The 18,541-nt window shown below is 58.2% G+C and carries 14 protein-coding genes; 6 read left to right on the top strand and 8 right to left on the bottom strand.

What is annotated here, in order from left to right; genetic code table 11:
• Positions 1-247: 247 nt before the first annotated feature.
• The 5 genes from purB to BVH74_RS14045 all read right to left on the bottom strand — a co-directional run bounded on the left by purB (position 248) and on the right by BVH74_RS14045 (position 4,753).
• Positions 248-1,618: an adenylosuccinate lyase gene (gene purB, locus BVH74_RS14065; RefSeq protein WP_080050701.1), complete on the bottom strand. Its 1,371-nt coding sequence runs from the start codon at positions 1,616-1,618 to the stop codon at positions 248-250.
• A 74-nt stretch (positions 1,619-1,692) separates the two neighbouring features.
• Entirely contained in the window at positions 1,693-2,565 is an 873-nt protein-coding gene (locus tag BVH74_RS14060; protein WP_080050699.1) for a DMT family transporter, read from the bottom strand.
• A complete protein-coding gene (gene hflD / locus BVH74_RS14055) occupies positions 2,558-3,178 on the bottom strand; it encodes a high frequency lysogenization protein HflD (protein ID WP_080050697.1) in 621 nt (206 codons plus the stop codon). Before hflD ends, BVH74_RS14060 begins: the two co-directional genes overlap by 8 nt.
• Complete coding sequence (gene mnmA, locus BVH74_RS14050) at positions 3,175-4,317, bottom strand: tRNA 2-thiouridine(34) synthase MnmA (protein ID WP_080050695.1); 1,143 nt, start codon at positions 4,315-4,317, stop codon at positions 3,175-3,177. The genes hflD and mnmA overlap by 4 nt, the downstream gene beginning before the upstream one ends.
• Before the next feature lies 1 nt (position 4,318).
• Positions 4,319-4,753: an NUDIX hydrolase gene (locus BVH74_RS14045; RefSeq protein WP_080050693.1), complete on the bottom strand. Its 435-nt coding sequence runs from the start codon at positions 4,751-4,753 to the stop codon at positions 4,319-4,321.
• 360 nt (positions 4,754-5,113) lie between these two features.
• Here BVH74_RS14045 and icd point away from each other — a divergent pair, with 360 nt between their 5' ends.
• Complete coding sequence (icd, locus tag BVH74_RS14040) at positions 5,114-6,373, top strand: NADP-dependent isocitrate dehydrogenase (protein ID WP_080050691.1); 1,260 nt, start codon at positions 5,114-5,116, stop codon at positions 6,371-6,373.
• Between the two features lie 76 nt (positions 6,374-6,449).
• Here icd and cspD read toward each other — a convergent pair whose 3' ends face one another.
• The gene (gene cspD, locus BVH74_RS14035) at positions 6,450-6,716 is read right to left on the bottom strand and encodes a cold shock domain-containing protein CspD (RefSeq protein ID WP_080050689.1); all 267 of its coding nucleotides are present in this window, start codon (positions 6,714-6,716) and stop codon (positions 6,450-6,452) included.
• Positions 6,717-6,923: 207 nt separating this feature from the next.
• Here cspD and clpS point away from each other — a divergent pair, with 207 nt between their 5' ends.
• Together clpS and clpA are read left to right on the top strand one after the other, a co-directional pair.
• Positions 6,924-7,295, top strand: a complete 372-nt coding sequence (gene clpS / locus BVH74_RS14030; RefSeq protein ID WP_080050687.1) for an ATP-dependent Clp protease adapter ClpS — start codon at positions 6,924-6,926, stop codon at positions 7,293-7,295.
• 35 nt (positions 7,296-7,330) lie between these two features.
• Positions 7,331-9,598 (top strand): ATP-dependent Clp protease ATP-binding subunit ClpA, encoded by a 2,268-nt coding sequence (clpA, locus tag BVH74_RS14025; RefSeq protein ID WP_080050686.1) that lies wholly within the window; start codon positions 7,331-7,333, stop codon positions 9,596-9,598.
• Positions 9,599-9,683: 85 nt separating this feature from the next.
• On the opposite strand, the gene xthA is transcribed toward clpA, so the two are convergent.
• Positions 9,684-10,499: an exodeoxyribonuclease III gene (xthA, locus tag BVH74_RS14020; RefSeq protein ID WP_080050685.1), complete on the bottom strand. Its 816-nt coding sequence runs from the start codon at positions 10,497-10,499 to the stop codon at positions 9,684-9,686.
• Positions 10,500-10,666: 167 nt separating this feature from the next.
• On the opposite strand from xthA, the gene BVH74_RS14015 reads away from it, so the two are divergent.
• From BVH74_RS14015 to tpx, 3 genes are all read left to right on the top strand, one after another.
• On the top strand, positions 10,667-12,379 hold the full coding sequence (locus BVH74_RS14015) for an autotransporter assembly complex protein TamA (RefSeq protein WP_080050684.1): 1,713 nt from the start codon (positions 10,667-10,669) through the stop codon (positions 12,377-12,379).
• Complete coding sequence (locus tag BVH74_RS14010; RefSeq protein ID WP_080050681.1) at positions 12,376-16,086, top strand: translocation/assembly module TamB domain-containing protein; 3,711 nt, start codon at positions 12,376-12,378, stop codon at positions 16,084-16,086. Before BVH74_RS14015 ends, BVH74_RS14010 begins: the two co-directional genes overlap by 4 nt.
• Before the next feature lie 83 nt (positions 16,087-16,169).
• Positions 16,170-16,670, top strand: coding sequence for a thiol peroxidase (gene tpx, locus BVH74_RS14005; protein ID WP_080050679.1), 501 nt, complete (start codon positions 16,170-16,172; stop codon positions 16,668-16,670).
• Here the strand turns inward: tpx and ftsH are convergent.
• Positions 16,640-18,484, bottom strand: a complete 1,845-nt coding sequence (ftsH, locus tag BVH74_RS14000; RefSeq protein WP_080051740.1) for an ATP-dependent zinc metalloprotease FtsH — start codon at positions 18,482-18,484, stop codon at positions 16,640-16,642. The genes tpx and ftsH overlap by 31 nt on opposite strands.
• Positions 18,485-18,541: the final 57 nt, after the last annotated feature.

The following is an 18,541-nucleotide window of genomic DNA, read 5'->3' as shown; positions in this document are numbered from 1 at the left end:
TGGCATCGAACGGTCCAGGATATGGGGACAGGCAGTCGGCTCTTGAGGTCTGAGTTGGTCAGTCCACGTTCCAGCAGTAATCTGAATGCGATTATGCACGGAACTGGTAGGGCGGTGTTGTGCTACGGCTGTTCCGGGCCGTTCGATGCCAGGGATGGCATCGAAGAGCTACAGGGAAGTACTTGTGCGTGCCCGGAACAGCCGTAGTACAACACCGTCCAGGCACGCATTATACAAAGCAAAAGTTTTAAACCCGGCCGGCCTGATCAATCGCGTTGCCTAGGTACGAAGCTGGGGTCAGCGCTTTGAGCTCGGTTTTGGCTTGCTCAGGAATTTCCAGGCCGTCAACGAAGGCCAGCAGGGCATCCGGAGTAATACCCTTGCCACGGGTCAGCTCCTTGAGCTTCTCGTAGGCATTGGGTACTGCATAGCGGCGCATCACGGTCTGGATCGGCTCGGCCAGAACCTCCCAGCAGTTGTTCAGATCTTCAGAAAGACGCTGAGCATTGATCTCCAACTTGCTGATTCCCTTGAGGGTTGACTCATAGGCAATAACGCTATGAGCGAAGCCAACACCCAGGTTGCGTAGTACGGTGGAGTCGGTCAGGTCACGCTGCCAGCGCGAGATCGGCAGCTTGCTGGCCAGATGCTGCATGATTGCATTGGCGATGCCGAGGTTGCCTTCGGAGTTCTCGAAGTCGATCGGGTTGACCTTGTGCGGCATGGTTGAGGAGCCAATTTCGCCAGCTACGGTCTTCTGCTTGAAGTAGCCGAGGGAGATGTAGCCCCAGATGTCGCGATCAAAGTCGATCAGGATGGTGTTGAAGCGGGCCACGGCATCGAACAGTTCGGCGATGTAGTCGTGCGGCTCGATCTGAGTGGTGTAGGGGTTGAAGTCCAGACCCAGGGTGGTTTCGATGAACTGGCGGGCATTGGCTTCCCAGTCAACCTGCGGATAGGCCGACAGATGAGCGTTGTAGTTGCCGACTGCGCCATTGATCTTGCCCAACAGCGGAATCTGCTCAATCTGAGCGATCTGGCGCTCAAGGCGGTAGACCACATTAGCCAGTTCCTTGCCCATAGTGGTCGGCGAGGCTGGTTGACCATGGGTGCGTGACAGCATCGGAACCTTGGCATGCTCATGAGCCAGGGTGCGGATTTCACCAGCGATGCGGCGCATCAGCGGCAGTACCACCTCATCACGCCCGGCACGCAGCATCAGTGCATGCGACAGGTTGTTGATGTCTTCACTGGTGCAGGCGAAGTGAATGAACTCGTTGACCTGCTGCAGTTCCGGCAGGACTGCGACCTGCTCTTTGAGCAGGTATTCAACTGCTTTCACGTCGTGATTGGTGGTGCGCTCGATTTCCTTGATGCGCTCGGCGTATTCCAGTTTGAAGTCGCTGACCAGGCCGTCGAGCAGGGCATTGGCCTGGGCCGAGAACGGACCAATTTCCGGAATGCCTGGATGGGCGGCCAGGCACTGGAGCCAGCGCACCTCCACCTCAACGCGGAAGCGGATCAGGCCGTATTCACTGAAAATGCTACGCAGGCTGGAGGTTTTGCTGCCGTAGCGGCCATCTACCGGGGAAACGGCGGTCAGGGAGGACAGTTGCATGGGCGTTCTCATCATCAATTGGTCTGGCGGAAGTGGGTCTGGCAGAAAAGGACCGAATGATACAACACAATGGGCTATTTGGTCTTCGCTGCGGGTTGAGTCAGGCTGATCAGGGTCGAGGCGAAGATCAGGCCAGCGCCCAACCAGGAGGACAGTCCGGGAACCTCGCTCCACAACAACCAGGCAAACAGCCCGGAGAAGACGATGGCCAGATAGCTGAGTGGGCCGATCTTGCCGGGTGGTGCCAGGGCATAGGCCTTTGACATAACCAGTTGGCTGGTGGTTGCGACCAGTCCGATCGCGACCAGCATTGCCAGCTGTGTCAGTGTCAGCGGCTGCCAGGCCCAGATCAGAGGAATGGCTGAGAGTAGGGCGGAGAAAGTCGAGAAGTAGAAGACGATCCGGCTGGCCGGCTCGCTATTGCTCATGGCCCGGATTGAGACAAAGGCGCAGGCAGCCAGCAAGCTGGCCCCGATGCCCACCAACCCCTTGGGATCGAACAGTGCGCCGCTGGGCTTGGCAACCAGCAGCACCCCGGCAAAGCCGAGCAGCACCATGAACATCATGCGCCCGGTCAGGCTTTCTTTAAGCCACCACCAGGCCAGAATCGGAGTGAAAACCGGCGCGGCGTAGGTGAACACCATGGCATCGGCCAGTGGCAGGTGGGCGATGGCATAGAAAAAACAATACATCGCACCCAGACCGTAAAAGGTGCGCAGGAAATGATTACCCAGGCGCTGGGTACGAAAAGGACCAAAACCGCGCACCAGAATCATCGGCAGGAAGAAAAACACACCGACCAGGTTGCGGAAAAACACCACGGTTTCATTATTGACCCCGCTCGAGACCTCCCTGATCAGCACCCCCATTAGTGCAAACAACAACGCCGAAATAGCCAACAGCAGGGCGCCTTTGCGTGGCAGGTCGGTCCGTGGCAATTCAGTCATTGAGCACCGCACGCACCGCTTCAAGCAGGCGTTTGCGGTAAAACAACAGATGCCAGCGGTGACCGCCGAGTTGACGCCAGAGCCGGGCTGAACGGATACCGGCCAGCAGCAGGGCGCGGATCCGGTTGGCGATATCTGGCTGCTGTAGGTAGCGCATGTCGCCATGCACCTGGATACGCAGTTTCAGCGTGCTGATGGTGTCCTGATAAATGCTGCCAAGTGAGGCCCAGACATTGTCGTGCAGGGCGCCGAAGTGTTCGACCTGGCTTTCGGCTTGCTGAAGCCGCTGACCAAGCACCTGCAGCATGTCATCGCGCTTGTTGAGTTGGCGCTCGAGCACCAGCAGGTTCATTGTGTAGCGCAGGGCATCGCGCTGTAGTGCGGCATTGTCGCGAGCCAGCATTGATTCCAGCGCCTGCAAACCTTGACGGATCTGGTGGTGGCTGCCGCCATAAACGCCCATCACGTCATCGGGCGAGCGCTCAAGAATACTACGCACCAGACAGGCGGCAGGCCCTTCGGCCAGTTGCCCGGAACGGGCCAGCTTGTCGACCAGAATGGCTGTCTCGAATACCGCGCCCAGGGCTACGGCCAGCTCTTCATAGCGGGTCATGCGGCATCCTCGGCAAAGGCCGGAATGGCCGTTTCGATAACGCCGCCACCAAGGCAGATATCACCGTCGTAGAACACCACCGACTGACCGGGTGTCACTGCGCGCTGGGGCTCGTCAAAGTGCGCGCGGTAACCGCTGGCGGTGCGTTCAAGGGTGCAGGCCTGATCAGACTGGCGATAGCGCACCTTGGCGGTCAGCCGCCGCGGCTGGGCAAGCTCCAGCGGGTTGACCCACCAGATGCTGGAGCACTCCAGAGCCTGGGCGAACAGCCATGGATGATCATTGCCCTGGCCAACCACCAGCACGTTACGGGTCAAATCCTTGCGCAGAACATACCAGGGCTCGTCGCCAGCGCCCTGCATACCGCCGATACCAAGGCCCTGACGCTGGCCGATAGTGTGGTACATCAAACCGTGATGGCGACCGATCACCGTGCCCTCAGTGGTTTCAATATCACCGGGCTGGGCTGGCAGGTATTGCTTGAGAAAGTCGGTGAAACGCCGTTCGCCGATGAAGCAGATCCCGGTCGAATCTTTCTTGCGGGCGGTAGCCAGATCGTATTTCTCGGCGATACGCCGTACTTCGGGCTTTTCCAGTTCGCCGACCGGGAACAGGGTGCGAGCGATCTGCTCCGCGCCAACCGCATGCAGGAAGTAGCTCTGGTCCTTGTTGGTGTCGATGCCACGCAGGAGCACGGTCTGGCCGTCGCGCTCACCGCGCCGGCAATAGTGGCCGGTGGCGATCAGATCGGCACCGAGCATCAGCGCGTAGTCGAGAAAAGCCTTGAACTTGATTTCGCGGTTACACAGGATGTCCGGGTTTGGTGTACGTCCGGCCTTGTATTCGGCCAGGAAGTGTTCAAACACATTGTCCCAGTACTCGGCGGCGAAGTTGGCGGTGTGCAGTTTGATGCCAAGCCGATCGGCTACCGCCTGGGCATCGGCCAGGTCGGTCATGGCAGTGCAATACTCGGTGCCGTCATCCTCATCCCAGTTCTTCATGAACAAGCCTTCGACCTGATAGCCCTGTTCAAGCAGCAAGGCTGCGGAAACGGACGAGTCGACCCCGCCGGACATGCCGACGATGACTCTGGTTTGGCTGGGGGCCTGGTTGGCGGGGCGGCTGGCGGAAGTGGTCATGTCAGCGAATCAGATCCAAAGAGTAGTGAGGTTTGTTCAGGTAGTCCTGAATGCAGTCGAGCACCAGGTAACTGCGTAAATCCTGGCGTTTGGCCTGTAGTTGCTCAAGGCTCATCCAACTGGCTCGCACGATGCCATGGTCCAAGGGCTGTTCCGGGCAATGGTGCAGGGCTTTGCCGGCAAAACAGGCACGCTGATAGGTTACACCATTGTCGGCTTTGAACAGGTAGAGACCAACGACCGAGGTGATTTCAACTTCCCAGGCGGTTTCTTCCAGTACTTCGCGCCGGGCGGCCTCGATGAGACTTTCGTCGGCTTCCAGATGCCCCGCAGGTTGATTTATAACAATGCGGTCGCCACGTTGCTCCTCAACCATCAAAAAGCGCCCTTGATCCTCGACAATGGTTGCCACGGTTACATGAGGTAAAAAGCGCATGCACAGCTCCTGAAAAAGGCCTATAGGGTAGCCTAAAGGAGTGGGGGCGTGAACTGTCCTCGACTCGTCTATTGTATCGGTGCTTGCTGGCGCTAGCGGCAAAAACAGCTAGGATTGCTGTTGCCCTGTCGTGATGTAGTGGGGCTTGTAGTGATACTACATGAAAGTGTGCTTTGGGCAGCCAATATCCAGATGGCGACAAAAATGTAACGGAATGCGAAGCTTTTTCCATAAAAACGCGTGACATTCTGTAGGAAAACTACAACAATACGGCCACCGAAAAATCCGTATTCTGCATTCTGCGATTCCGGGGTTACCACTCCGGAGTCTTGTGACAACGACAAAGCAACGGAGTCAAAAATGGGATACCAAAAGATCCAGGTGCCGGCCAGCGGCGACAAAATTACCGTTAATGCCGACCTGTCCCTGAACGTGCCAGACAACCCGATCATCCCCTTTATCGAGGGTGATGGTATCGGTGTCGACATTTCACCGGTGATGATCGATGTAGTCGATGCTGCCGTCGAGAAGGCCTATGCCGGTAAGCGCAAGATCTCCTGGATGGAAGTCTACGCTGGTGAAAAGGCTACCCAGGTATATGATCAGGATACCTGGTTGCCGGAAGAAACCCTGCACGCCGTCAAGGAATACGTCGTTTCCATCAAAGGCCCGCTGACCACTCCGGTTGGTGGTGGCATCCGCTCCCTGAACGTTGCTCTGCGTCAGCAGCTTGACCTGTACGTTTGCCAGCGCCCGGTGCGTTGGTTCGAAGGCGTGCCGAGCCCGGTCAAGAAGCCTGGCGATGTCGACATGGTGATTTTCCGTGAAAACTCCGAAGACATCTATGCTGGCGTCGAGTGGAAGGCCGGTACCCCGGAAGCCGACAAGGTCATCAAGTTCCTGACCGAAGAAATGGGTGTTACCAAGATCCGCTTCACCGACATGTGCGGTATCGGCATCAAGCCGGTTTCCGAAGCTGGCACTAAGCGTCTGGTACGCAAAGCCCTGCAGTACGCTGTCGACAACGATCGCAGCTCCGTGACCCTGGTTCACAAGGGCAACATCATGAAGTTCACCGAGGGTGCCTTCAAAGATTGGGGTTACGAAATCGCTCGTGACGAGTTCGGCGCCGAGCTGCTGGATGGTGGCCCGTGGATGCAGTTCAAGAACCCGAACACCGGCAAGACCATCGTGGTCAAGGATGTGATCGCTGACGCCATGCTGCAGCAGATCCTGCTGCGTCCGTCCGAATATGACGTGATCGCTACCCTGAACCTGAATGGTGACTACCTGTCCGATGCTCTGGCCGCCGAAGTTGGCGGTATTGGTATCGCCCCGGGTGCAAACCTGTCCGACGAAGTGGCCATGTTCGAAGCAACTCATGGTACTGCGCCGAAGTATGCTGGCCAGGACAAGGTCAACCCGGGTTCGGTCATTCTCTCTGCCGAGATGATGCTGCGCCACATGGGCTGGACCGAGGCTGCTGATCTGATCATCAAGGGCGTGAACGGCGCCATTGCCAACAAGACCGTCACTTACGACTTCGAGCGCCTGATGGATGGCGCAACGCTGCGCAAGTGCTCGGAGTTCGGCAAGGACGTCGTTGCCGCGATGAACTGAGCGAACGCGTTTGGGTAATGAACAAAGCCGGCTATATGCCGGCTTTGTTGTGATGGCTGGGCAAAAAACCAGGAAGTTAGTGCTGGGTGGCGGTAACCTCATGGGTGATTTTGCTGACCGGGGCGGCGTTGGCCGATTCAGCTACGGACTGGATATTCACTGCGTGCAGACCCTTGGGGCCTTGAATGATATCGAAACGAACCGGCTGCCCAGCCTTTAGTGTCTTGTATCCATCCATCTGGATTGCGGAATAATGCGCGAACAGGTCCTCATCACGACCATCGGCCACAATAAAACCGTAACCTTTGGCGTTGTTGAACCATTTGACCTTGCCGTTTTCCATACAACATCCCTCTGCTAGACCCCAACGGGGTGATTCCTCGAGTACAGGGCAGGCCGGTAGATATGATGTAATAAATCAGATGACCACCGAACCATGCTCATTTACACTTTTTAACACTGAATTCGACTAAGTCAAGTTAGCCTCTGGCAAGCTGTGTATCAATGCACAGTTTCCCTCGGCGAGCCGGACCTCCATTTGCCAGCTGCGATGCATAACCTATTTGCAATGACGGAAATTCTACTAACCTTAAATCAGGGTTCACAGGAACCGGACCATGAACCCGATCATGGGGTGGCGGTTGAGACCAGCAAGCCCGAGCTAAAGCCCCCATCCCGTTACAAGGTGGTCATGCTCAATGACGACTACACACCGATGGACTTCGTTGTGGAGGTACTGGAAAGCTTCTTTTCGCTGAACCGGGAAGCCGCTACTCAGGTCATGCTCAAGGTACATACCGAAGGGCGGGCCGTGTGCGGGGTCTACAGCCGGGATATCGCCGAAACCAAGGCGGCCCAGGTAAATGACTACGCCAGGGAATGCCAGCACCCGTTGATGTGTCAAATAGAACGGGAAGCGTAACAAGCGACTTCGGTCGCCAGAGATGAGGTGGCATCATGCTCAATAGAGATCTCGAGATCACCCTGAACCTCGCGTTCAAGGATGCCCGTAACAAACGCCACGAATTCATGACGGTCGAGCACCTTTTGCTGGCATTGCTCGACAATCAGGCTGCGGTCTCTGTGCTGCGGGCCTGCGGTGCAGACCTGGAGCGCCTGCGCCGCGAACTGACCGAGTTCATTGACTCCACCACACCACTGATCCCGCGCCAGGATCATGAGCGTGAAACCCAGCCAACCCTTGGTTTTCAGCGAGTTTTGCAGCGCGCTGTATTTCATGTGCAGAGCTCGGGTAAGGGTGAGGTCAGTGGTGCCAATGTACTGGTAGCAATCTTCAGCGAGCAGGAAAGCCAGGCGGTGTTTTTCCTCAAACAGCAGCAGATTGCCCGCATTGATGTGGTCAACTTCATTTCCCACGGGATCTCCAAGGTTGCCGGTGACAGTGAGCAGATCCAGTCCGATCAGGACGGTGTAGACGAAGAAGGTGGTGAGACCTCGACCGCCAGCAATCCGCTGGAAGCCTATGCCAGCAATCTGAATGAACAGGCCCGTCAGGGCCGGATCGACCCGCTGGTCGGCCGGGCGTCGGAAGTCGAGCGGGTCGCACAGATCCTCATGCGGCGGCGCAAGAACAACCCGTTGCTGGTCGGTGAGGCCGGGGTAGGCAAGACCGCCATTGCCGAAGGTCTGGCCAAACGCATCATCGATGGTGAAGTGCCTGACATTTTGTCCCAGGCCGTGGTCTATTCACTTGACCTGGGGGCGTTGCTGGCCGGGACCAAATACCGGGGTGATTTCGAGAAGCGCTTCAAGGCTCTGCTCAAGGCGCTCAAGAAGCGCCCACAGGCGATTCTGTTCATCGACGAGATCCACACCATCATTGGGGCCGGCGCTGCCTCTGGCGGCGTCATGGATGCCTCCAACCTGCTCAAGCCGCTGTTGTCGTCCGGTGAGATTCGCTGCATCGGCTCAACCACCTTCCAGGAGTTTCGCGGCATCTTCGAGAAGGACCGGGCGTTGGCTCGGCGGTTCCAGAAAGTCGATGTGGCCGAGCCGTCTGTCAGCGACACCATCCAGATCCTCAGGGGGCTCAAGGGCCGCTTCGAGGAGCACCATGGTATTCGTTACACCGATGAAGCCCTGCGTGCGGCAGCCGAATTGGCAGCACGCTATATCAACGATCGGCACATGCCGGACAAGGCCATCGATGTAATCGACGAAGCGGGTGCCTATCAGCGCCTGCAACTGCCGGCAGACCGACCGGACTTCATCGATGTGCCAGAGGTTGAGGCTATCGTGGCGAAAATCGCGCGTATTCCGCCTAAGCATGTGTCCTCCAGCGACAAGGAGCTGCTGAAGAACCTTGAGCGTGACCTCAAGCTGGTGGTGTTCGGTCAGGATGACGCAATTGCCGCGCTGTCCACTGCGATCAAGCTGTCGCGCGCCGGCCTGAAGTCAGCCGATAAGCCGGTAGGCTCCTTCCTGTTCGCCGGTCCGACCGGGGTCGGCAAGACCGAGGTTACCCGCCAGTTGGCCAAGAGCCTGGGAATCGAGCTGGTACGCTTCGACATGTCCGAGTACATGGAGCGGCATACCGTATCGCGATTGATTGGTGCTCCGCCCGGTTATGTTGGCTTCGATCAGGGTGGTCTGATGACCGAGGCGATCACCAAGAGCCCACATTGCGTACTGTTGCTCGACGAGATCGAAAAGGCCCATCCGGAGGTATTCAACCTGCTGCTACAGGTCATGGACCATGGCACCTTGACCGACAACAACGGACGCAAAGCCGACTTCCGCAACGTGATCATCGTCATGACCACCAACGCAGGGGCCGAGACCATGAGCCGGGCTTCGATCGGTTTCACTACCCAGGATCACACCAGCGACGGCAGTGAAGTGATCAAGAAAACCTTTACGCCCGAGTTCCGCAACCGCCTGGATGCGATCATCCAGTTTGGTCGTCTGAGCCACGAGAGCATCAAGTTCGTGGTCGACAAGTTCCTCACCGAGCTGCAGGCGCAACTGGAAGACAAGCATGTGTTGCTGGATGTCGACGAGGCTGCCCGTAACTGGCTGGCCGAGCACGGCTATGATCCGCTGATGGGTGCGCGACCGATGGCGCGACTGATTCAGGACAAGATCAAGCGACCGCTGGCCGAGCAGATCCTGTTCGGCGATTTGGCCGAGCATGGCGGTACGGTACATATCAGCATTCGCGACGACGAACTGGTGCTGGACGTCCCGGAAGAGGAAATGGCCTGAACCGATTTCGCGGCCGCAGGGCCGCTTCTACCAATCGGAATCCCCTGGTAGGAGCGGCGCGGCCTCGAAACAAACCAGCCTTCAGCTAGATAGTGAACTCCGCCCATACGGGAGCGTGGTCAGACGGTTTTTCCATGCCGCGGATGTCGTAATCAATTCCACCCGCGATGCAATGGTCAATCAGGCCACGACTGGCCATCACCAAATCAATGCGCAGCCCTCGCTTGGGCTGATCTTCAAAGCCCCGGCTACGATAGTCGAACCAGCTGAACTGGTCATCAGTTTCGGGGTTGAGGTGGCGGAAGCTGTCAACCAGCCCCCAGTCCTTCAGGCGCTGCATCCATTCGCGCTCTTCTGGTAGAAAACTGCACTTGCCGGTGCGTAGCCAGCGCTTGGCGTTTTCCGGGCCAATGCCGATATCGCAGTCCTCTGGCGAGATGTTCATGTCACCTATGACCAACAGACGTTGATCAGCTTTGAAGTCCTGCTCCAGATGGCTTTGCAGATCAGCATAGAAGCGCTGTTTGGCAGGAAATTTCAGTGGGTGATCCCGGCTTTCGCCCTGCGGGAAATAGCCGTTGAAAACGAAAAGGGGGTGACCGTCGGCACAGGGAATTGCTGCGCTGATCATTCGCCGCTGGGCATCTTCCGGCTCGCCAGGCAAGCCTTTGCGCACCCAGAGCGGCTCGTTTTTGCTCAGCAGGGCAACTCCATAGTGGCCTTTCTGGCCATGGAAATGAACGTGGTAACCCAATGTGGCGACCTCATCATGGGGAAATTGCGGGTCATCGACCTTGGTTTCCTGGAGCCCGATAATGTCGGGAGCATGCCGCTCGACAATCTCTTTGAGCTGATGAGGTCTTGCTCTCAAGCCATTGATATTAAAAGAAACAATCTTCATTGAAATAGCTATTCCTGAGCTTGGTTAAGGCATTTTTCGGGGCTCTTGCAAGGTGTTGGGGCGAACATGCCCACACACAATTTTCCCAGCCCCGTGCTGGATGGCATGTTAGCATTTAGTCTATGCACGGCGCTTCTGGCGCGACCCAATGATTATGGATGATACATATGGTCCGAGCTTTCGTTCTGATCTGCCTGATGATGTTTGCGATCAGCACCCGGGCCGAGCTCGAAGTCAATATCGAACCCGCCAACAGTCGAGTAAAGGCCAATATTGAGGCCTTCGTCGGCCCGGTACAGGCCAGTAGCCGGCGTGAAATGTGGCGCCTGGCACGCCCGAGTATTGCCCAGGCCGAGCGTGCTGCTCAGGCCCTGGGGTACTACCAGACCCGCATTCGCCCACAGGTAACCGGCCCCAACAACGCGCCAACCCTGGTCTTGAATGTCACCCTTGGCGAGCCGGTGCGCTTGCGCAACGTCGACATCCGCATTGAAGGACCAGGGCAGGGGACTGACGCTTTCGCCCTGACGACGCCGGGTCGGCGCTTGCGTACCGGCGCAATCCTGCACCATGGCTACTATGAAGACCTCAAAACCCTGATCAGCAACCAGGCCCTGCGCTATGGCTACTTCTCTGGACGCTTCACCGAGCACCGGATGCTGATCGACATCGAGAACAATCAGGCCGATATCACGCTGGTTTACCACACCGGCGAGCGCTTCAGGCTCGGTGAAGTGGTGTTCAGCGAGACGCCGTTCAACGAAAACCTGCTGCAGCGCATGGTGCCGTTTCGCACGGGCGTTCCTTACGATGCAGACCTGATCGCTGGCTTAAACCGCGATCTGCTATCCAGCGGTTTTTTCGAATCGGTTCAGGTTTCGGCTCCGGCGAACCGGGCAGATGAGGATGGACTGATACCGGTTGATGTTCAGCTTCAGGCCCGAAAAAAGCATTCCCTCGGGTTTGGTGCTGGCTTTTCTACCGACGTGGGACCCCGGGCCCGGGCCAACTGGACCCAGCATTGGCTCAATGCCAAAGGGCACTCCAGAGGGGCAGAACTGGAGGTTTCCTCTCCGCGGCAAAAGCTTAGCGCCTGGTATCAAATCCCGCTGACGCCACCACAGAGCAGTGCGTTGCGATTCTTCACTGGCTGGCAGAACGAGAATATCGACGACACCGAGAGTGAGGCCTTTACCATCGGCGCTCAGTATCAGAAACGTCTGCGCAGTGGTTGGGAGCGAGTTATCGGTTTACGTCTGGAGCAGGAGAGGTTCAGCCTGGGTAATGAGTCTGGTGACAGTACCTTGTTGATCCCCAGCATCTCGTTCCAACGTACTACAAGTACCGGTGGCGTGGATCCCAGCCAGGGCTATAGTCTGCTGCTGGATGTTCAGGGCGCCAAGGAAGGGATCGTTTCCGATTTCGACTTTGTGCGCGCCAACGCCAGCGCCAAAGGGCTATACACGCTTTGGGACAATCACCGTTTTCTGTCGCGGGTCAATCTGGGGGGGATAGCCAGCAACAGTTTCCGCCGGGTTCCTCCTTCGCTACGTTTCTTCGCCGGCGGTGATCAGAGCGTGCGTGGCTATGATTATCGCACCCTGTCGCCGACCGACAGCTCCGGCGAGCGGATCGGTGGCCGATTCCTGCTGGCCTCAAGCGTCGAATATCAGTATGAGTTCATCGACCGCTGGCGTGCTGCAGTCTTCATCGACCATGGTAACGCCATGGACTCATTGACCGATCCGCGCAAGACCAGCGCAGGGCTGGGTGTACGCTGGGTTTCTCCGGTCGGACCGATCCGCATTGATCTGGCTCGCTCGATCAGCGATCCCGATGAAGGGTTCCGCATTCACTTTTCCATGGGGCCTGAGCTGTGATTCGCTTTATCGCCAAGACCTTGCTTCGAGGCCTGTTGCTGCTGGCCCTGATTCCGCTGGTGCTTGGGTTACTGCTGGCCAGCGAAACGGTTAATCGCTGGTTGTTCGAGCAAGCTGCGCGCTTCGAGCCACGTCTTGAGCTGGACTTCGTTGGTGGCCAACTGTGGCGCGGCTGGGACTTTGCCCACCTGTACTGGCGTGACGAAGGACTGGAAGTACGGTTAGACAAGCTTAGCCTGGCCTGGTCTCCTGAGTGCCTCTGGGGCAGGCGCTTGTGTATCGACCATCTGGAGGTGGACAGCCTGCACTTGTTGATCGAGGGCGATGACAGCCCCAGTGAGTCTGAGCCCGTGACGCTGCCTGACATTCGCCTGCCGTTGGGCATTCAGCTTGACCGGCTGTATCTGGGTAGCCTGTGGCTGAATGAAGAGCAGCCGCTGCTTCGCGAGTTGCTGTTGGCCGCGCATATGAGCGGTGATCATCTGGTCGTGCATCAGTTCAGCGGTATAGGCCCTGAGGTGGACTGGCAACTGGATGCCGACATGCGTCTGAGTGGCGAGTGGCCGCTGCGTCTGCATGCAGAGGTCAACCTGCCCCCGGTCGACGAGCGTGACTGGCAGGCTCAACTGCGGCTGGGTGGCAGCCTTGATCAGCTGACAGTGGAGTTGGCTAGCCGGGGTTACCTGCAAGGCCGTCTGAGCGGAACGCTTGAGCCGCTGCAGCCGGAACTGCCGATTGCCCTGGAATGGACCGGGGAGCCGTTCCTGGCCCTGCAGACGTTGCCGTCAACGCTCACACTCAATGATTTGTCGCTCAATCTCGCAGGCGACCTGGAGCAGGGCTTCAACCTGCTGGCCAGGGCTCGATTGCCCGGCGAAGGAGGTGACGTGGCTCTGAGGCTGGCGGCCAAAGCCGATCTTGAAACACTCCAGGAGCTTGACCTTGAACTGAGTGTGGTGGAACAGCCCCAGCGCCGGATTACACTTCAGGGCCTAGGTGGCTGGGCCGAGCAGGTGACTGCCGACGCCACCTTGGTGCTGGAACAAGCCTTTCCCTGGCAGTGGTTGTATCCCCAGGACATTGGTCCGGTGGTGGTCCAGCAACTGACATTGGATGCCCAACTGGCGGGCGAGTCCTACCAGGCAGAACTCAAGGGGCAGGTGAGCGCGCTGGCCGATCAGGTACTGAATCTGAATCTCAGCCTTGACGGCACTCCGGAACGGATTGATATCGCTCCGTTGCACTTGGAAACCGCCGCTGGTTCAGCCCAGGGTGAAGTTACCCTGAACTTTGCCGATGGGATTGCCTGGGCTGTCGAACTGTTGCTAGATCAGCTTGACCCTGGCGTGTTCGTGGCTGAGTTGCCTGGTAGCCTGAGCGGCCCGCTGCGTAGCGAAGGACAGTTCCGGGATGATCGCCTGCAGGCGTCTGCTGATTGGGCGTTGGAGGGCACCCTGCGCGCACAGCCGCTGGCACTGAGTGGTCAGCTCTCAGGTCAGGACCAGCGCTGGACAGTCAACGATCTGCTGCTACGTCAGGGCGACAACCGGATCAGCGGCAATGCTGAATGGGGCCCTCAGGTCCAGGCTGCTCTGGACATTCAAATGCCGCGCCTGAATACCCTGTGGCCGGGTCTGCGCGGCAATCTGCAGGGCCAGCTCCGGGCAGCCGGCCCGCAGGATGCCCCGGTGGTCGACCTGGAGCTGACAGCTCAACGCTTGGTCTATGACGAGCTGAGCATTCCAGGCCTGGAGCTGCAAAGCCGGTTAACGCTGTCCGAGCAGCTACCCGGCGAGTTGAAGCTGACGGCCCAGCGGATTGTCAGCGGCGATACCCGGCTCGGCAATCTCGAACTGAACCTGGCCGGCAATCGCGCCGAGCATCAGTTGCAGTTTACGCTTGAGCGAGGTCTGGTCGACCTTGACGCACAACTTACCGGTCAACTGACCGATGAACGCTGGGAAGGCCGTCTTGGCCGCAGCCGGATTGCCAGTGAAGAGCTGGTCTGGGACCTGTCTCAGCCAGCTTTGATCAGTTATCGGTTCGAGCCTGGACAACTGCGCCTGAGCGAGCATTGCTGGGCGCATGCCGGCTCCAGCTCACGGCTATGCTTCAGCGGCGAGCAGCGCTTGATGCCTGACCGGCAGTTGCGCTTGAGCTTGAATGACTTTCCGCTGGAGTCGCTGCAGCATCTGCTGCCCGAGGACTTCAGTTGGGATGCCACGCTCAATGTTGAGGTCGATTTCCGTCAGGCTGTCGGTGCACAGCCGCTGGCACAGGTTCAGGTCAGCAGTCGTGACGGCGCTATTACCGTGGCCAGCCCTGAGCAGACACTGCGCTTCCCCTATGACCGGCTGGAGTTGAATACCGTACTGGAGGCAAACCAGGCGCGCAGCCAGTTCTTGCTCAGTAGCGAAGACATTGGCCGGCTGGATATTCAGGCGAATATCGATGATCCCGGTGGTCAGCAGCGGCTGAATGGTCGTTATGCCATCGAGGGCCTGCGTCTGGACTTCCTGCGCCCATTCCTGCCGCAAGTTGAAACCTTGCGCGGTGAGCTGAACGGCAACGGCCTGCTTACCGGTCAGTTGACCGATCCGCAGGTCGAAGGTGTGATTGTCTTGCGCGACGGCCAGATAGCCGGGCCGGAGTTGCCCATCAGCCTCGAGCAGTTGGGCATCCGGGTCAGGATCAGCGGTCAACATGCGGATGTTGACGGTGATTGGCGCAGCGGTGAGCAAGGGCAGGGCAGCCTGACCGGTATGGTGACCTGGGCGCCTGAGCTGGATTTGCAGTTGAGTTTGCGCGGTACGGCTTTGCCTGTTCGGGTCGATCCGTATGCCGACCTGAGTGTCAGTCCCGATTTGCGTATAAGCCTGGCGGACAATCGTTTGCAGCTCAGGGGCCAGATAGCGATTCCGCAAGGCAACATCACGATCAGGGAACTGCCCGAGCAGGCGGTGCAGTTATCGCCGGATGCAGTGATTGTTGGCCAGGAAGTCGAGGAGGACGATCAGGCTCTGGCAATCAGTGCCCGTGTGCAATTGCTGATTGGCGATCAACTGCGATTCTCCGGCTTTGGCTTGACCGGCCGGCTTAGTGGGCGCCTGGAAGTCGAGGAGAACCTTACCGCCAGCGGTGATCTGAATATCCTCGGCGGCCAGTATCGTGGCTATGGTCAGCGCCTGACTCTGCGCCGTGCGCAGATTCTGTTCGCCGGGCCGATAAGCCAGCCATTTTTGAATATTGAGGCCATTCGCCAGGCTGGCGATGTGGTGGCAGGCCTACGCCTGACCGGGCGGGCCGAAAGCCCACAATCGGAGGTGTTTTCCGAGCCAGCTATGGCTCAGGAACAGGCACTGTCGTACCTGATCCTCGGTCGGCCGTTGGGGGGCGGCGGGGATGACAACATGCTGGGGCAGGCGGCTCTGGCCTTGGGCTTGGCCGGCAGTGCACCGATGGCCCAGAGTATCGCCAGTTCACTGGGAATCGAGGGCTTTCAGTTGGAAACCGAAGGTACTGGCCTGACCACTCAGGTGGTTGCCGCCGGTTACCTCACCGACAAGCTCAGCCTGCGCTACGGCGTCGGGGTTTTCGAACCAGCCAACCAGCTCGGTCTGCGCTATGAACTGACCCGCCGGCTCTATCTGGAAGCGGTCAGCGGTTTTGCCAGTTCGCTGGATTTCTTCTACCGTATTGATTTCTAATGGTGTGAATCAGCCGCCGGAATATTGATGGCGCCGTTTTCATTTGCCGCCGGGTGGCGGTTTAAACAACCAAGGAGTTTCCAATGTCCAGCGTTACATTGCGTGGTAATCCGGTAGCCGTTGCCGGCCAGCTTCCCCAGGTGGGCGACAAGGCCCCGGCATTCAGCCTGGTGTCCAAGGATCTGGCTGATGTGAGCTTGTCCAGCTATGCCGGCAAGCGCAAGATCCTCAACATTTTCCCCAGTGTCGACACCCCGACCTGCGCTACCTCCGTACGTACTTTCAATGCCAAAGCCAGCGCCCTGAACAACACTGTGGTGCTGTGTATCTCCGCCGATCTGCCGTTTGCCCAGGCCCGCTTCTGCGGCGCTGAGAACCTGGAGAACGTGGTCAACCTGTCGACTTTGCGTGGTGCCGAGTTCCTGCAGAACTACGGTGTAGCCCTGGCGGAAGGTCCGCTGGCTGGTCTGGCTGCTCGTGCGGTTGTAGTTCTGGACGAGAACGACAAGGTTCTGCATAGCGAACTGGTGGGTGAAATCGCTGACGAGCCGAACTACGACGCTGCACTGGCTGTACTGTCCTGAGCCGGCTGCAAGCCTGAGGCCGGTAACAAAGCTGGGAAATCCTCCGGCGTCAGGGTTTCGCGTTCAAGCAGCAGCGTCGCCCCCAACTCCAGGGTGGTGCGCTGCTGCCTGAGCAGCTCCTTGGCCCGCTCATAGGCTTCGTCGATCAACTGCCTGATCGACAGGTCGATCTTCTCAGCGGTTTTCTCCGAATAATCCTTCTCGTTGACTCCCAGTGCGTGCTCTCCCAGATAGCGGGTGTGCTGTCGTTCAAGCACGGCCTGTCCCAGCTCCGCACACATGCCGAAGCGCGTGACAATCTGGCGGGCGATGTCGGTTACCCGTGCCAGGTCGTCAGCTGCACCGGTGGAAATTTCATTGAAAATCAAATCTTCGGCCGCGCGTCCGGCTAACAGCACCACCATACGATCACGCAACTCGCTGGCGGTGATCAGAAAACGATCTTCAGTAGGCCGCTGCAGGGTAAACCCCAGCGCTCCAATGGAACGAGGAATGATCGACACCTTGTGCACCGGGTCCATACCGGGTAACTGCGCGGCAACCAGCGCATGGCCCATTTCATGATGCGCTACCACAGCGCGTTCGTGGGGCTGCAATACCCGGCCCTTGCGTTCGGAGCCGGCGACAATGCGCTCCACAGCCTGATTGAAGTCGTCCATGGTTACCGTTTGGGCGCCACGGCGGGTGGCGACGATGGCTGCTTCATTGACCAGGTTGGCCAGATCGGCTCCGCTAAAACCGGTAGTCAGGCCGGCTAAAGCGTCAACATCCAGAGCGCTATCTGCCTGAATCTTACGCAAATGAACCTGCAATATGGCAGCACGACCCTTACGATCAGGCCGATCAATCACTACCTGTCGGTCAAACCGGCCGGCGCGCATCAGGGCAGGATCAAGAATTTCCGGGCGGTTGGTTGCGGCTAGCAGAACCACACCTTCACGCGGATCAAACCCGTCGAGTTCGGCCAGTAACTGGTTCAGAGTTTGTTCCTTTTCGTCGTTGCCACCAAAGGCGCCGACGCCACGCATCTTGCCCAGCGCGTCCAGTTCATCAATAAAGATGATGCAGGGCGCGGCTTGTCGTGCCTGCTCGAACAGATCACGTACCCGCGCAGCGCCGACACCGACAAACATCTCGACGAATTCAGAACCAGATATCGAGAAGAAGGGCACTCCGGCTTCCCCGGCTACCGCCTTGGCCACCAGAGTTTTGCCGGTCCCCGGCGGACCAACCAGCAGAATGCCTTTGGGAATCCGGGCGCCCAACCGGCCGTACTTGGGCTGATCCTTGAGAAAGGAGACGATCTCCTGCAGCTCGGCCTTGGCCTCGTCGATCCCGGCCACATCGTCGAAGGTGACACCGGTATCACGCTCAACCAACACCCTGGCCCGAGACTTGCCAACGTTGACCATGCCGCCGAGCCCTTGGCGATTGGCAATATTGCGAAAAAGGAATAGCCAGAACAGGATTATTAGTGCCATCGGCAGTAGCCAGGACAGCAAATTGGTTACCCAGGTATTGCTGGGCCGGTGGCGGAAGCTGATGTCATGCCGGGCCAGCAGTTCCGCCAGTTGCGGTTCCACACGTTGGGTCACGAAACGCTCAGTGCGTCCTTCTGCTGTCTTGAAGCGCCCCTGGATATCATGTTGGCCAATAACCAGGTCGGTAATTTCCTGCTTCTCAAGTAGCTGCAGAAACTCACTGTAGGCAATGGTGGCGGTCGATTGATGACTGCTCCACCAGTTCTGAAAAAGTATCAGGACGATAAACGCCAGGAAAAAGTAACTGGCGTTCCATTGATGGGTTTTGTGCATGGCCATGATCTGATCACCACTGACAAGGTGTTGTCAGTCTAGTTAACCCGCCAGCAG

Origin of the sequence: Halopseudomonas phragmitis (assembly GCF_002056295.1) — a bacterium.
Taxonomy (GTDB): Bacteria; Pseudomonadota; Gammaproteobacteria; order Pseudomonadales; family Pseudomonadaceae; genus Halopseudomonas; species Halopseudomonas phragmitis.
The sequence above is the reverse complement of the archived record's forward strand: the minus strand, read 5'-3'. Positions and strand labels throughout refer to the sequence as shown.